The sequence below is a fragment of the Empedobacter sp. UBA7494 genome, assembly GCF_002478465.1.
In the GTDB taxonomy this organism is placed as follows: Bacteria; Bacteroidota; Bacteroidia; order Flavobacteriales; family Weeksellaceae; genus Empedobacter; species Empedobacter falsenii_B.
Genome location: NZ_DLOC01000090.1, coordinates 1 through 14431, shown reverse-complemented (window position 1 = coordinate 14431; position 14431 = coordinate 1). Strand labels below are relative to the sequence as shown.

Annotated in this window: 16 protein-coding genes; 8 read left to right on the top strand and 8 right to left on the bottom strand. The window is 31.6% G+C overall.

Annotated features, from left to right (window positions below; translation table 11 throughout):
* The 3 genes from hemN to B4E95_RS10510 all read left to right on the top strand — a co-directional run.
* Positions 1-1198, top strand: a 1198-nt coding sequence (hemN, locus tag B4E95_RS10520) for an oxygen-independent coproporphyrinogen III oxidase (RefSeq protein ID WP_291091452.1), incomplete at its 5' end; no start/stop codon positions are given.
* A 60-nt stretch (positions 1199-1258) separates the two neighbouring features.
* Complete coding sequence (hpt, locus tag B4E95_RS10515; protein WP_291047119.1) at positions 1259-1795, top strand: hypoxanthine phosphoribosyltransferase; 537 nt, start codon at positions 1259-1261, stop codon at positions 1793-1795.
* A gap of 6 nt (positions 1796-1801) precedes the next feature.
* On the top strand, positions 1802-2380 hold the full coding sequence (locus B4E95_RS10510) for an adenylate kinase (RefSeq protein ID WP_291091451.1): 579 nt from the start codon (positions 1802-1804) through the stop codon (positions 2378-2380).
* Between the two features lie 202 nt (positions 2381-2582).
* Here the strand turns inward: B4E95_RS10510 and B4E95_RS10505 are convergent, their stop codons facing one another.
* The 4 genes from B4E95_RS10505 to B4E95_RS10490 all read right to left on the bottom strand — a co-directional run bounded on the left by B4E95_RS10505 (position 2583) and on the right by B4E95_RS10490 (position 4832).
* A complete protein-coding gene (locus B4E95_RS10505; RefSeq protein WP_291091450.1) occupies positions 2583-2885 on the bottom strand; it encodes a hypothetical protein in 303 nt (100 codons plus the stop codon).
* A gap of 7 nt (positions 2886-2892) precedes the next feature.
* Entirely contained in the window at positions 2893-3924 is a 1032-nt protein-coding gene (locus B4E95_RS10500) for a quinone-dependent dihydroorotate dehydrogenase (RefSeq protein WP_291091449.1), read from the bottom strand.
* Between the two features lie 45 nt (positions 3925-3969).
* Complete coding sequence (locus tag B4E95_RS10495) at positions 3970-4449, bottom strand: hypothetical protein (RefSeq protein WP_291091448.1); 480 nt, start codon at positions 4447-4449, stop codon at positions 3970-3972.
* 134 nt (positions 4450-4583) lie between these two features.
* Positions 4584-4832 carry a hypothetical protein gene (locus B4E95_RS10490; RefSeq protein WP_291091447.1) on the bottom strand — a complete coding sequence of 83 codons (249 nt, stop codon included), beginning with the start codon at positions 4830-4832 and terminating at the stop codon, positions 4584-4586.
* Positions 4833-4970: 138 nt separating this feature from the next.
* Here B4E95_RS10490 and obgE point away from each other — a divergent pair, with 138 nt between their 5' ends.
* Both obgE and B4E95_RS10480 read left to right on the top strand, forming a co-directional pair.
* Complete coding sequence (gene obgE / locus B4E95_RS10485; RefSeq protein WP_038333097.1) at positions 4971-5957, top strand: GTPase ObgE; 987 nt, start codon at positions 4971-4973, stop codon at positions 5955-5957.
* A gap of 23 nt (positions 5958-5980) precedes the next feature.
* Complete coding sequence (locus B4E95_RS10480; protein ID WP_219033694.1) at positions 5981-6301, top strand: YbaB/EbfC family nucleoid-associated protein; 321 nt, start codon at positions 5981-5983, stop codon at positions 6299-6301.
* Between the two features lie 75 nt (positions 6302-6376).
* On the opposite strand, the gene B4E95_RS10475 is transcribed toward B4E95_RS10480, so the two are convergent.
* Entirely contained in the window at positions 6377-8497 is a 2121-nt protein-coding gene (locus tag B4E95_RS10475) for a zinc-dependent metalloprotease (protein ID WP_291091446.1), read from the bottom strand.
* A 189-nt stretch (positions 8498-8686) separates the two neighbouring features.
* Here B4E95_RS10475 and B4E95_RS10470 point away from each other — a divergent pair, with 189 nt between their 5' ends.
* Positions 8687-9136 carry a hypothetical protein gene (locus B4E95_RS10470; RefSeq protein ID WP_291091445.1) on the top strand — a complete coding sequence of 150 codons (450 nt, stop codon included), beginning with the start codon at positions 8687-8689 and terminating at the stop codon, positions 9134-9136.
* Here the strand turns inward: B4E95_RS10470 and B4E95_RS10465 are convergent.
* From B4E95_RS10465 to B4E95_RS10455, 3 genes are all read right to left on the bottom strand, one after another.
* Positions 9100-9876, bottom strand: a complete 777-nt coding sequence (locus B4E95_RS10465) for a rhomboid family intramembrane serine protease (RefSeq protein ID WP_291091444.1) — start codon at positions 9874-9876, stop codon at positions 9100-9102. The genes B4E95_RS10470 and B4E95_RS10465 overlap by 37 nt on opposite strands.
* 67 nt (positions 9877-9943) lie before the next feature.
* Positions 9944-10930 (bottom strand): D-alanine--D-alanine ligase, encoded by a 987-nt coding sequence (locus tag B4E95_RS10460; protein ID WP_291091443.1) that lies wholly within the window; start codon positions 10928-10930, stop codon positions 9944-9946.
* Entirely contained in the window at positions 10927-11424 is a 498-nt protein-coding gene (locus tag B4E95_RS10455; RefSeq protein WP_291091442.1) for a hypothetical protein, read from the bottom strand. Before B4E95_RS10455 ends, B4E95_RS10460 begins: the two co-directional genes overlap by 4 nt.
* 50 nt (positions 11425-11474) lie before the next feature.
* On the opposite strand from B4E95_RS10455, the gene B4E95_RS10450 reads away from it, so the two are divergent.
* Entirely contained in the window at positions 11475-12125 is a 651-nt protein-coding gene (locus tag B4E95_RS10450; protein WP_291061459.1) for an NRDE family protein, read from the top strand.
* Positions 12126-12244: 119 nt separating this feature from the next.
* Positions 12245-14431, top strand: a 2187-nt coding sequence (locus B4E95_RS10445; RefSeq protein ID WP_291091441.1) for an ATP-dependent Clp protease ATP-binding subunit, incomplete at its 3' end; no start/stop codon positions are given.

The window sequence follows — 14431 nt, the reverse complement described above, 5'->3', positions numbered from 1 at the left end:
TCATTTACCTTATTGCGAGTCGTTGTGTACGTTTTGTGCATGTAACAAACGTATTACGAAACAACATTCGGTAGAAGTTCCGTATATTGATACAGTTTTGAAAGAATGGAAATTATATGTGGATTTATTTTCATCTCGACCAAAAATTAAAGAAATTCATTTAGGAGGAGGAACACCAACGTTTTTTTCTCCAGAAAATTTGAAGAAATTAATTGATGGTATTTTTGAATATGCGGATGTAGCTGAAGGACACGAATTTAGTTTAGAAGGTCATCCAAATAACACAACAAAAGAGCATTTACAGGCTTTATACAATTTAGGTTTTAGACGTATTTCGTATGGTGTACAAGATTATGATCTAAAAGTTCAGGAAGCGATTAATCGTGTCCAACCTTTCGAGAATGTGAAAAGAGCAACAGAAGAAGCGCGCGAAATTGGTTTTACATCTATTTCTCACGATTTGATTTTTGGTCTTCCACATCAAACAATGGAAGGAATGATGGAAACAATTAATTTGACAAAAGAATTAAATCCAGATCGTATTTCGTTTTACAGTTATGCACATGTGCCGTGGATAAAAGGTGTCGGACAACGTGGTTTTCATGACGGAGATTTGCCATCACCAGAATTGAAACGTGCATTATATGAAGAAGGAAAGAAAATGTTCGAGGAAATGAACTATTCCGAAGTTGGAATGGATCATTTTGCCTTAGAACAAGATTCGATGTATCAATCGATGAAAAACCATACATTACATCGTAATTTTATGGGATATTCTTCTTCGAAAACACAATTAATGGTTGGTTTAGGAGTTTCTTCTATCAGCGATTCTTGGTATAGTTTTGCACAAAACGAGAAAACGGTAGAAGAGTACGAAAAATCAATTAATAACGGAGAGTTATCCGTTTTCAAAGGACATATTTTATCAGAAGAAGATTTGATTATGCGTCGTCATATTCTAAATTTAATGTGTAATTTAGAAACTTCTTGGGCTGATGATAATATGAAATTTGATGATGTAGATCGTATTAAAACTATGTTGCAAGATATGGTTGACGATAATTTGATTGAATTTGTAGAGAATGGTTTGATCGTAAAAGAAGAAGGACGTCCATACGTGAGAAATGTGTGTATGACATTCGATAAGAGAATGATAGATAACGAGCCAGAAACACGTATTTTCTCAATGACAATCTAATAAAATAGATAAATGTTTTAAACTTTATCAAAAAAAGTATATATTTGAATATCTCAAACAATGAAAGAAATAGAAATTCACGGTAAAAAATTTATTCCGTACATCGCTTTTGAAGAAATAGAACACGCCATCAAAAATATGGCAAACGAAGTTTACGAAGAATACAAAGACGAAAGACCGATTTTTGTTGGTGTATTAAACGGAGTTGTAATGTTCTTCAGCGATTTCTTAAAACAATATCAAGGAGAATGTGAGATTTCATTCTTGAAATTAAAATCTTACGAAGGAACAGAATCAACAGGGAAAATTACTATTGAGATGGATATTCCGATGAATGTTGAAGGACGTCACGTAATTATTTTAGAAGATATTGTAGATACAGGTAATACGTTAATAGAGTTGCACCGAATCTTGAAAGAGAAAAAGGTAAAATCATTAAAAGTAGCAACTTTATTATTTAAGCCAGACGCTTACAAAAAAGATTTAAAAGTAGATTTAGTAGGAATTTCTATTCCTGATAAATTTGTAGTAGGTTATGGATTAGATTTTGACGGATTAGGAAGAAATTTACCAGATATTTATCAAATAAAACATTAAAACAAAATGCTAAACATTGTATTGTTCGGACCTCCTGGTAGTGGTAAAGGAACACAAGCTAAATTTTTAGAAGAAAAGTACCAAACTCCTCAAATTTCTACTGGAGACTTATTTCGTTTCAACCTTAAAAATGAAACAGAATTAGGCGATCTTGTGAAATCTTACATGGACAAGGGACAATTAGTTCCAGATGAGGTAACAACAAATATGTTGGTTGATCATTTAGATAACAATCCAAATTCGTATGGATATATTTTTGATGGATATCCACGTACAACATCTCAGGCAGAAGCTTTAGATAAAATCTTAGCAGATAAATACGAAAGCGAAGTTTCGATTACATTAGCATTAGTTGTGGATGACGAAATTTTGGTTCAACGTTTATTAGAGCGCGGAAAAACTTCTGGTCGTGCTGATGATGTGGACGAAAAAATTATCCGTGATCGTATTACAGAATATTACGAAAAAACTGCAATTGTAGCAGAACACTACAAAGCGCAAGGAAAATGGATTGAGATTGATGGAGTAGGTTCTATTGAAGATATTACCGAAAAACTGAACGCAGCAATTAAAGAAGTTTTATAAGAACAACTTTTACATAATAAAATAAAAAGGATTCTCATTTTGAGAATCCTTTTTTATTATTGTCAAGCTGAATTTTTTTCAGTTTATCATTTTTCAAGAATTTTTTTAGATTTTCAGGAATTTTCTCCCAAATATGATTAGGAATACCAAATTCTAATTTTTCAAATAGTTTTTCTTTATTGTTCCAAATTATTACATTATCTCAGTACGTTATAAAAAAAGTAGATTTATCTAAATATTCAGAACTATTTATATAATCCATCCAACCTTCTGCAATTAAATTGTTAGAATTATCATATACATAAATTTCTGAGTAATTTTCTAAAGAGCTATTAAGATGGTTACTTAGATGACCTTCAATACAACTATTTGACCAATCAAATTTTAAATTATCAGATTTTACATCATAGTATTTTAAGTCAACAATTAATTGTTCTTCGACTAATTTTCTCAATTCAACACTCATAGGGGATGATAATCCTAAATCTATATAATTTGGAGTCATAAGTTTTCTATTTTCCTTCAACCAAGCCTTTACAAATGTTTTTTACAACAGCAGGACCTTCATAAATAAAACCTGTATAAACTTGTAACAAACTTGCACCAGCTTCCAGTTTTTCTTTCGCGTCCTCGGCTGTATGAATTCCTCCAACTCCAATGATAGGAAATGCTTTGTTCGATTTTTCAGAAAGATAACGAATCACTTCTGTTGAACGATTTTTAAGTGGTTTTCCCGAAACTCCACCAGTTTCTTTTACAATTTCTGGATCAGATTTTAATCCTTCTCTTGAAATGGTTGTATTTGTCGCAATCACTCCAGCAATTTTAGATTCTAATACAATATCTATAATATCATCTAATTGCGAATCCGTCAAATCTGGTGCGATTTTAAGTAAAATTGGTTTCGGTTTTTCGTTCTGATTATTGTATTGTTGCAAATAATTCAGAATGTACAATAAAGGTTCTTTTTCTTGCAAATCACGTAATCCAGGCGTGTTTGGAGAACTCACGTTAACTACAAAATAATCTACATAATCAAACAACGCATTGAAACATTTGATATAATCATCAACAGCATCTTCGTTTGGCGTTAATTTATTTTTACCAATATTTCCGCCGATAATATAGTTTTCACGATTTTTTAGTTCTCTAATTTTCGAAACAGCAAAATCAACACCTTTGTTATTAAATCCCATTCGGTTGATAATCGCTTCATCTTCTACCAAACGAAACATACGCGGCGCATCATTCCCTGGTTGAGGTTTTGGTGTAACGGTTCCAATTTCGATGAAGCCAAATCCGAAGTGGTCCAATTCTTCAATATATTCAGCATTTTTATCAAAACCAGCAGCTAAACCAATTGGATTTTTGAATTTAATTCCAAAAACTTCTCGTTCTAAACTTGGATGATTGTATTGATAAAATTTATCTAATAATTTTCCAACTCCAGGAAATGCAGCATAATTTTTTAGATTTCGCGTAACAAAATGATGCGCATCTTCGGGCTGTAATTGGAATAAAATGTTTTTGAATTGTTTGTACATGTTGCAAAATTAATCAATCCTATTCATTATAAAAATATGTTTTGATTACTTATTTTTTGCGATTGATTGTATTGTGCCAATTGGCGAAATTTCAACAGTTTTTTGACCTTTTACAACATAAAAATAATAGAGACTATTCGTATTGACTAAATAAATTTCTTTTTTCTCACCAGAATTGAAAGTTAAGGTTTGCCCATATTTTTCGAATTTTAAATCTCCATTTTTTATTCGTTTTGACAGAAAATTACCATCACCAATTCCAAATCCTATAAAGAAACAAATTAATAATGCAAAGAAATAATTGATTAGAGTTTTATCAATTATCTTTTCGAATTCTGTATGTGTTAATACTTTACTTTCATCAATTTTGAAATATTTTTTTAAAAATTTCTTAATAAATTTTTTCTCTGAATGTTTCAATGAATACTGTTTAAAACTATAAAGTAGAAAAATAAGAAGAATAAAAAAGATTAGTAGGAAAGGATGTGCGGTAATTTCAGAAATTGGACTTATTAAGATATTCATAATGCTCGAAAATTTCAGAATATTAATATCCAATTGATAATAGAAAATAGATTCTTTAATAATTCCCATGAAGACTAAATAAATATAACCAAAAGGAAGTAATCGTTGTAAATGTTCGTTATTTACTATTGAATCTATTTTTGTCGCGATTTTATTTCTTTGTTAATCATAGAAAGCCTTATGACTAAAGGCATCAAAGTAGTTGAAGTTCCGCAAGCAAAGGCAATTAATGCGTAATTTTTTGATTTTATTGCTGAATATATCAAGAAGATAGAAATCAAAAACATCAAACATCCAAAAGTAATTACCATTGTTTTGGTTTGTTTTTGCTTTTTCAGAAGTTCGTTATCAATATATTCGGACAAATTTTTTTTAGTATTCATATTAGTGTGTTAATTAATTGAATAAATATAAATAAAAATCTGAGTCATTATAAATTATTCATTCAAAATAGATAATACAAGATTTTAATAAACAAATTAGAAATTGTACTTTTGCAGACTAATTAAAAGAGAAAAATTATGCAATCAAATTTTGTTGACTACGTAAAAATAAATTGTAGAGCCGGACATGGAGGTGCGGGTTCAGCAAGTTTGCATCGCGAAAAATATATTGACAAAGGTGGACCAGATGGTGGAGATGGTGGACGTGGAGGAAATATCACGCTTCTTGGAAACTCAAATCTTTGGACCTTGTTAGAATTTCGATTCAAAAGACATTTCCGTGCGCAAAACGGTGGACGTGGAGGTAAATCTCGTTCTACTGGTGCTGACGGTGAAGATATTATTTTGGAAGTTCCGATCGGAACAATTGCCAAAGATGAAGAAGGAAATATTATTGGCGAAGTAACAGAAAATGGGCAAGAATTAATTATTGCGCAAGGAGGAAAAGGGGGGCTAGGAAACTGGCATTTCCGTTCTGCAACGCGTCAAACGCCTCGTTATGCACAGCCAGGTTTGGATGGTGACGAGCGTCAAGTTACATTGGAGTTGAAAATTTTGGCAGATGTTGGTTTAGTTGGTTTTCCAAATGCAGGAAAATCTACTTTATTATCAGCTGTTTCGGCTGCTAAACCAAAAATTGCAGATTACGCATTTACAACGTTAACACCTAACTTGGGAATTGTAGAATACCGTAATCATCAGTCATTTATTATGGCAGATATTCCTGGAATTATCGAAGGTGCGGCAGAAGGAAAAGGTCTTGGACATCGTTTCTTGCGTCATATTGAGCGTAATTCTAACTTATTATTTTTAATTCCTGCCGATACAGAAGATTATAAAAAAGAATATGAAATTCTGTTGAATGAATTGAAAAAATTCAATCCTGAATTGTTAGATAAAGAACGAATTTTAGCTATTTCTAAGTCAGATATGTTAGATGATGAATTGGAAGCTGAGATTAAAGCACAATTACCAACTGATATTGATACGATATTTATTTCGTCTGTTTCTGGAAAAGGAATCACAGAATTGAAAGATTTATTGTGGAAAAAACTACACGAATAACTAATTATTAAAGATAAAGACAAATGTTTGGAAATTTTGGAGACATCATGGGAATGATGGGAAAAATCAATTCATTTAAAGATAAATTTTCTGATTTGAAAAATGAATTAGATGGAGAAATATTTACAACGACTTCTAACGATGGAAAAGTAAAAATTACAATGTCTAAATTAGCAACAATAAAAGATATTGAACTTGCTGAAGGAATGGAAAAAGAAGAAATTGAAGATTTGTTAGTGATGACGTTAAACAAAGCGTTGGAACAAGTAAAAACAGAAGCAATTGACAGAGCGAAAAAAACAGCTCAAGAAAATTTACCAAACATTCCTGGAATGCCTTTCTAAGAAGAATTTGAAAAAATAAAACCCCTAAAAATTAATTTTCAGGGGTTTTTGTTTGATATCTAATTAAAAATAGAATTATTTAATAATCAATTTTGATGTTGATTGACCTTCATTAGATGAAACTTTTATGATATAAACTCCTGATGGTAAATTCGTATCGATTTGTTTCTTTAAATTTCCAGAAGCATTTTCAGAAATTGAATAAACTATTCTTCCATTTACATCAACAATCTCAATATTTACTTTTCCAGAAGCTTTTTGTTCAATTGTGAATTGCCCATTAGATGGATTTGGATATATTGTAGATTTAGTTGTGTTTAAATCTTTGGTTGCTAATAATCCTGTAGAGAATTTTTTTACAGCTAAATAAACATTATCAACAGCTTCAATCATAATATATCCTTCTGTAACATCTTTAGCATTACTAGGCATTTGGAAATTAGCTGATCCAGTATTATCAACAATTCCTAATTCTTCGAATGTTTTTCCTGCATCCCATGAAATTGAAACTTTAACTTTTGTAGTTTCGATAGGAGCTTCGTTAGTTTTAGCAACGTCCCATGTTACATCAAAATTAGAAGCGTTAATTGGTAATTTGCTATCTGCTGTGTCTGGAGTAAGAACGACAAAAGGGCCAACTCCAGCGGTAGCCATTACTTTTACACTTCCGTTTTGAGTTTGGGGACCTTGTACGTTATAATCTCTCGCAGTCACAGTAAAATCATATGTTCTTGCAACAGAAGTTAGAGATTCCCAAACTACATTTCCTGTTCCAGTGTGAAATAATTTACCTGCTAAAATAGAAGTGAAATTAGGGAAATATCTGTATGTTTCTTTAACAGGAGAAAAAGATCTAAAGTTAGGACCAGATGTTTTTGTTTCCTTCACTCTACTATTCGCATTTGTTGTAGCGCTTGTTCCAGAATTGTTTTGTTCCCACGTAGTTAAAACAGCATCATTTTCAGCATCTGTAATTGTAGCATTTAATTTGAATGCTGTTCCCACAGGGATTTTGTATAAAGCTTTTTCTAATTGTATGTTTGGAGGAGTGTTTAGAATTGGTTTTTCTACACCACAACTTTTAGTTTTTAAGTTGTTCTGAACTTGAGCTATACTTCTGTATGTGAAATAATCATCAGAATTTGATTGAACATTATAAGACGTAATACCTGCATATCCCATTACTGTAGAGCCACTTCCAGGTTCAACATTAACTCCTGTACCTTCATAAATGTGAGAATAAGTATGATTAGCTCCCATTTGATGTCCAATTTCATGAGCAACATAATCGATATCAAATTTATCTCCAGAAGGAATTTTGTTTGCAGGAGAAGTCATACCACTCCCTTTTCCATCAGGAAATGCTGTATCACATACACATCCAATACACCCTGCATTTCCTCCTCCTCCTTGAGAGCCGAAAAAGTGTCCAATGTCATATTTATCTTCACCAAGATTATTTGTTAAATAAGTTTGTAATTCAACTTGCCATGTAGATAAATAATAAGGGGCTGAACCATATGTAGGGTGATCTGCCATTCCTTGTGCAGGAGCTGAATATGGATCAGTACTTGCATCTGTAAATATTAAATCATCAATATTATCAATGAATTGGAAATTAACTGACATATCTTTTTCAAATACTCCATTTACACGTGTCATGGTATTTGTCATAGCTGCCAAAGCTTTTTCTTTTGTACCACCAAAATAAGCCGAATATTCTCCAGGAACAGAAAGTGCTAATCGATATGTTTTAAAAACTTGATTATTGGCTTTGTTCTGTAAGTTAGAAGAATTTTCTTTATTAGCTTGATGTTTTGAAATTAGTTCATTTGTTGAACAAACAAAATTACTTACAGCTTTACTAGAACTATGGACTTCGTAATATGTTGAACCTTCAAGATCATAAGATTCAATAAAGTCTGATTTTCCTTCATTTCTAAATATAGAAGAACTCAATCCTAAAGGAGTTACACTAAATCTTAAATAAACAGATGGATCATCTAAACTTTTTCCAACGTATGAGCGAATATTAGGATATTTCTCTTGTAATTTTGGAGATAAGATTGAAGCTTCCCATATCATGTATTTTTGAATACTACCATCAGATGTAGGCATGTCAACAACCACTCCTGATTGATTACTAGTATTCGATGGGGCTAATGTTAATTTATTTTTCAATGTATTGATATCCATTGAATATACTTTTGAATTTTGATATTCAGTAGTAATATTTTTACTTTTTAAAAAATAACTAGGTACTTCCTTCCAATTTTGTGCGTTAGCATAACCGAATAAGGATAAAACTGATAGAGTGAATAAAAGTTTTTTCATTAAATATTGTTAATTATATTTGTTAATTAATGATAAAACTAATAAAATTATATGAGAATAGCTTTTTATTTTTCAATATTTTTAGGAATTATTACTTTGCTATCGTGTCAAAAAAATAATTATTCTAACCAAAATAAACAAGAAAATATACTATCTGTAGAAAGAATAGAATCGTCAAGAAAAATGCACTATGACTTAATTGTAGATAAATCTACTATTGTATTAATCAAAAATGAAAACGATACAATAAAGATAAAAAATACTACGAAAGAATGGGAGAATTTAACAAAACTTATGGATCAAATCTTGCTAGAAAAATTAGAAAATATCAAATCTCCAAGTCAAGCCTTTATGCATGATGGTGCTCCAAATGTAGTTTTGAAATTTCAAACAAAAGATTCAACTTATTATTCTAATCCATATGATAAAGGTAATCCAGCAAAAGAATTAAAGAAAATTGATGATTATTTGACAGAATTATCAACTTCTTTATCTAAATAAAATTCATCATCTTCATTTTCCAACGATTCCAAATATTCTGTTTTCAAACGTTCTTGTTCTTGGTAAATATCCCATAAACGTTCAGCTTGCGGGTCATAATAATTTTCTTGATCCCATTTCGGAACTTCTTTTTGTGGACCAATATTTCTAAACAGATAAGCGAAAAATTCACCCGAGATAAATCCACTCAAATGACCTTCCCAAGAAATAGAATTACTACTTGTATCAGATTTTAATTGCGGTAAAATTTCTTGAGGAACCATTCCCCAAATCATTCCGCCGTATAATAAAATAATGATTAGTGAAATCGCCATCAAACCACGTTCTTTTCTAATTATTCCACTAAAAAATATAAACGAAGCCAATAAGTAAACGATAGAACTTGCTCCAATATGACAACTTACATTGTTATCTAAAAAAGGTGGATTTCCGATGATCCAAAGAATAATTCCTGATAAAATCCAACCAAATAATATCACGTAATAAGCCAATCTATCGTACATCAATAGCGCGATAAAGCTAAGAAAGGCTAACGGAAAAGTATTACTGATGATGTGTTTCCAACCTGAGTGAAATAAAGGCGAGAACAGAATTCCTTTCAATCCTACGAAAGTTCTCGGAATAACGCCGTAACAACTGTCTAAATTGTATCCGTTTTGTTGAAACAAAAAGATAATCCACATTGGGATAAGTAGTAAGAGAGGAATTATAATAGTTTTCTTTGGAAAAGGATAACTCATAAAATTGGTTTCGAAAACATCTTTCAATCTTTATTCCTTTCCAGACAATCTGCCAATTTTGGTCAAATTAAGTTTGATAGCGTTTTATTAATTCTTTCGCAAGCAATTTCCAATCTGTCCATTTTACACCTAATTGATGATTTTGAATAGCAATTTTATGTTGGTAATTCAAATGCTTAATCACTTCCTTATAAGCTTTTATCAAATTAAAATTCGGATCGTAAATGTGAGTTGCTTCAGAATTTGCACCATTAATTTCAAGTATGACAAAATTTCCTTTCTGAAAATCCTCTAAGCTTTTTGTTTTCAAATCGATTCGTCCGTAATAAAAACCATCAATTTTTTTTGCAATTTGATCTATGGTTTCTTCTAATTTAGTCGTTTTTAGAGAAGATCCATCCAAAAAAGTTGTTCCTCGACTATGATTTCCTATTGGTTCAACCAATAATTTTTCATCTTTTTGAAGAACTAAATTTAGTTCGTTTTGAAAACGTTTAAACAAATACTCTTTTCGGTAAAAAGCTCTTAAATTTTGTTCGATTAATTCTTTCAAAGTTGATTTTCCATCGCCCGTAAACGTCAAAAAATCTTTTGCTGTTATCGACAGTATTTTACCATTTTTTTCTTTGGGTAATCGAGCATAGAAAACACCAAACTCAAAATTAGATTGAATATATTCTTGTAAAATTAAATCTCGATTATTTTGCTCTAAATAATTTTTCCAATCAATTTCATTTCTGATTAATTCAACACCAATTCCACGTTCACCAAGATTTGGTTTCGCAATAAAAGGAAAATCAAACGGAATTTCTTGCGTTGTAAATTCTTCAAAAAAAACAGTTTTTGGCTTATAATTTTTATCAATTTGATTGAGTAAATCAATTTTAGAATAATCAATAAATCCGCCCCATTTTATTGTAGGATTTGCCGAGCAAAAGTAAGCTGGAGCGCCTGTTTGAAAGATTTTATAAATGTACCAAGGTGTCAATGGCGCATAAAATAACCAGAATGGCCAAAATTCGTATCGTGTCCATTTTGTTATTTTCGGATTCATTTTTCTTGATTTTGAAAAGCAATTGTAGAAGATGCAATTCCAAAATTTTGTGGAATTTTAATCGTTGAAAAATGAGTTTCGATCGCAATTTTAATCAACGCAAAATGATGAATGCTATGATCGAAACAATACATTAATTCACGATAATTTGTGGTATTAATTGTGAAATCTTCTCCGTAGTAATTCTGTTTTAGTTGAATTGTTTTTTCTAAATCTAAACGTTCTATTTCAGATTTTAGATGATTCAACGTATTTATACTTTCGACAACCGAATTTTCTAAAGCACGATTTCGTTCTCTCTCATCATAACAAATGCAATTGTTTTTTCGTGCGTGTAAAAAGCACGAATAAAACTCTATAATATGGCGAAAATGTTGACCAACAGAAGCATCAGAAATGATTTCTAATTCCTTTTGAAAAGACAGATCGTCAAATTGCAAAAGAATCGATTTCATTTCATCAAAAGAATGCGCTATAGTTTTCTGAATACTCATAATTCTTTGCAAAGATAAATTTTTACATTTGAACTAAATTGAAAAATGAGATGTGTATAATCAGTTTTTACAGAAATGAGGATGAATTTGTATTGACGCACAACCGAGATGAGGAAATAAATCGTTCTTCTTCTAAAGAGATTGTGGAGCAAAAGCGTTTTGATAAAACCTATTTTTCGCCTGTAGATGAGCGTGCAAATGGAACTTGGATTTTTTATTCGGAACAATATATTGCGTGTATTTTGAATGGAGGAATCGAAAAACCAACGCATTTTAAAGAGAAATACAGAGAAAGTAGAGGAATTATCTTGTTAGATTTATTGAAATATAATTCTGTAAATGAGTTTATTAATTCAGAAAATTTGTCAGAAATCGCACCTTTTACAATTTTTGTTTTTGAAAGAACAACTAAAAATGCTTACCTTTTGTTTTGGAATGAAAATAAACTGAGTGTAAAAGATGTTTCGCAAGAAAAAATTGTGACATGGTGTTCGTCGACATTGTACAGTCCTGAAAGAAGAAATGAAATTGATGAAATTTTTAACCAAAATAATGAGTTAAATTCCGAAGAAATTTTAGAACTTCACGATGATTTGAAAATGAATAAAGGCGATTTGTACGATTTTTTAGCAACGACATCTATCTCTCAAATTATTATGAATTCTTTAAGAATTGATATGAAATATTGTCAGCTATTTTGAAATTAATAGACAATAATTCGTTATTTTAAGGAATCATCAAATCATTTTGGACATAGGCATAATTTATGCTATAGTCTATCAGAATAATTATATTTGTTAAAGACAGCTTAAATAATAAAATGAACGATAATTTCTCACAACAAGTAAAAGACGTTATTTCTTACAGTAAGGAAGAAGCGTTAAGATTAGGCCACGACCAAATAGGAACGGAACACCTTCTGTTGGGGATTATTCGCGACGGTGAAGGGAAAGCCATTTCTGTCTTAGAAGCATTGAATGTCGATTTAGACGAAATGCGTCAAAAAATAGAAAACCTAAACCCAGCAAAAGAAACTCCAGGTAATAATATAAAAAATTTGAGTTTGACAAAACAAGCTGAAAGAGCGTTGAAAACAACGTTCTTAGAGGCTAAATTGTTTAAAAGTCCGACGGTAAATACAATTCACTTATTATTGTGTATTCTTCGTAATGAAAACGATCCGATTACAAAATTGATGAATAAGTTGGATATTGATTACAATACAGTAAAGGAAGAATTCAAATTTCAATTTCAAGATGAGGAAATTCAATCTCCTCGAGCAGAAAATCCATCTTTTGATGGAGGTGATTCTGATAACGATTTTGAGCGTGCGTCTACAAGCAAATCTACTTCAAAAAGTAAAACACCAGTTTTAGATAATTTTGGACGAGATTTAACAGCGATTGCGCAAGAAGGAAAATTAGATCCTGTAGTTGGACGTGAAAAAGAAATAGAGCGTGTTTCTCAAATTCTTTCTCGTCGTAAAAAGAATAATCCATTGTTGATTGGAGAGCCAGGGGTTGGTAAATCTGCAATTGCAGAAGGTTTAGCTTTAAGAATTGTACAACGTAAAGTTTCGCGCGTATTGTTTAACAAACGTGTGGTAACATTAGATTTAGCATCGTTAGTTGCTGGAACTAAATACCGTGGACAATTTGAAGAGCGTATGAAAGCTATTATGAATGAATTAGAGAAAAATGACGACATTATTCTTTTCATTGATGAGTTACATACAATTGTTGGAGCAGGAGGAGCTACAGGTTCTTTAGATGCTTCTAACATGTTTAAACCTGCTTTGGCGCGTGGTGAATTACAATGTATTGGTGCAACAACGTTGGATGAGTATCGTCAATATATTGAAAAAGATGGCGCATTAGTTCGTCGTTTTCAAAATGTGATGGTTGAGCCAACAACTCCAGAAGAAACATTACAGATTTTACATAACATCAAAGATAAGTACGAAGCGCATCACAATGTAAATTATACAGACGAAGCGTTACAAGCTTGTGTTAATTTGACAACACGTTATATTACAGATCGTTTCTTGCCAGATAAAGCGATTGACGCTTTAGATGAAGCTGGTTCTCGTGTGCATATCAAGAATATAAAAGTTCCACAAGAAATTTTAGACCTTGAAGTAAAATTAGAAGAAGTTCGTGAAGAGAAAACTAAAGTTGTAAAATCTCAAAAATACGAAGAAGCTGCTCGTTTACGTGATTCAGAGAAACAAATAGAAAGTGATTTGAAACGTGAGCAAGCAAAATGGGTACAAGAATCGAAAGAGAATCGTGAAACGGTTACAGAAGAAAATGTAGCGGAAGTTGTTTCGTTGATGTCTGGCGTTCCTGTGCATCGTGTAGCTGAAAAAGAATTGAAAAAATTAGCTCAGATGAATGAGTTAATGAAAGGAAAAGTAATTGGTCAAGATGAAGCGGTAGCGAAAGTTGTGAAAGCAATTCAACGTAATCGTGCAGGTTTGAAAGATCCAAATAAACCAATTGGTTCATTCATTTTCTTAGGAACTACGGGGGTTGGTAAAACACAATTAGCGAAAGTTTTGGCGAAAGAAATCTTTGATTCTAACGATGCATTAATTCGTATCGATATGTCAGAATACATGGAGAAATTTGCCGTTTCTCGCTTGGTTGGAGCACCTCCGGGCTACGTTGGTTACGAAGAAGGTGGACAATTGACAGAAGCAGTTCGTCGTAAACCATATGCGGTAATTTTGTTAGATGAGATTGAGAAAGCGCATCCAGATGTATTCAATATTTTATTACAAATTTTGGATGATGGTCATGTAACTGATAGTTTAGGTCGTAAAGTTGATTTCCGTAATACGATTATCATTTTAACGTCTAACATTGGTACAAGACAATTGAAAGAGTTTGGAGATGGTGTCGGATTTGGAACTTCATCTAAGAAAGATTCTGCCGATGAACGTGCAAAATCAACAATTGAAACAGCTTTAAAACGTGCTTTCGCGCCAGAATTTTTGAATCGTATT

What these genes read in the sequence shown, in the direction of transcription:
- B4E95_RS10480 (WP_219033694.1), top strand. Translation starts at nt 5,981, where the DNA reads ATGTTTGGAAATTTTGGAGACATCATGGGAATGATGGGAAAAATCAAT.
- B4E95_RS10450 (WP_291061459.1), top strand. Translation starts at nt 11,475, where the DNA reads ATGTGTATAATCAGTTTTTACAGAAATGAGGATGAATTTGTATTGACG.
- B4E95_RS10470 (WP_291091445.1), top strand. Translation starts at nt 8,687, where the DNA reads ATGAGAATAGCTTTTTATTTTTCAATATTTTTAGGAATTATTACTTTG.
- B4E95_RS10490 (WP_291091447.1), bottom strand. Translation starts at nt 4,832, where the DNA reads ATGAATACTAAAAAAAATTTGTCCGAATATATTGATAACGAACTTCTG.
- obgE (WP_038333097.1), top strand. Translation starts at nt 4,971, where the DNA reads ATGCAATCAAATTTTGTTGACTACGTAAAAATAAATTGTAGAGCCGGA.
- B4E95_RS10500 (WP_291091449.1), bottom strand. Translation starts at nt 3,924, where the DNA reads ATGTACAAACAATTCAAAAACATTTTATTCCAATTACAGCCCGAAGAT.
- B4E95_RS10455 (WP_291091442.1), bottom strand. Translation starts at nt 11,424, where the DNA reads ATGAGTATTCAGAAAACTATAGCGCATTCTTTTGATGAAATGAAATCG.
- B4E95_RS10460 (WP_291091443.1), bottom strand. Translation starts at nt 10,930, where the DNA reads ATGAATCCGAAAATAACAAAATGGACACGATACGAATTTTGGCCATTC.
- B4E95_RS10510 (WP_291091451.1), top strand. Translation starts at nt 1,802, where the DNA reads ATGCTAAACATTGTATTGTTCGGACCTCCTGGTAGTGGTAAAGGAACA.
- B4E95_RS10495 (WP_291091448.1), bottom strand. Translation starts at nt 4,449, where the DNA reads ATGAATATCTTAATAAGTCCAATTTCTGAAATTACCGCACATCCTTTC.
- B4E95_RS10465 (WP_291091444.1), bottom strand. Translation starts at nt 9,876, where the DNA reads ATGAGTTATCCTTTTCCAAAGAAAACTATTATAATTCCTCTCTTACTA.
- B4E95_RS10505 (WP_291091450.1), bottom strand. Translation starts at nt 2,885, where the DNA reads ATGACTCCAAATTATATAGATTTAGGATTATCATCCCCTATGAGTGTT.
- hpt (WP_291047119.1), top strand. Translation starts at nt 1,259, where the DNA reads ATGAAAGAAATAGAAATTCACGGTAAAAAATTTATTCCGTACATCGCT.
- B4E95_RS10475 (WP_291091446.1), bottom strand. Translation starts at nt 8,497, where the DNA reads ATGGATATCAATACATTGAAAAATAAATTAACATTAGCCCCATCGAAT.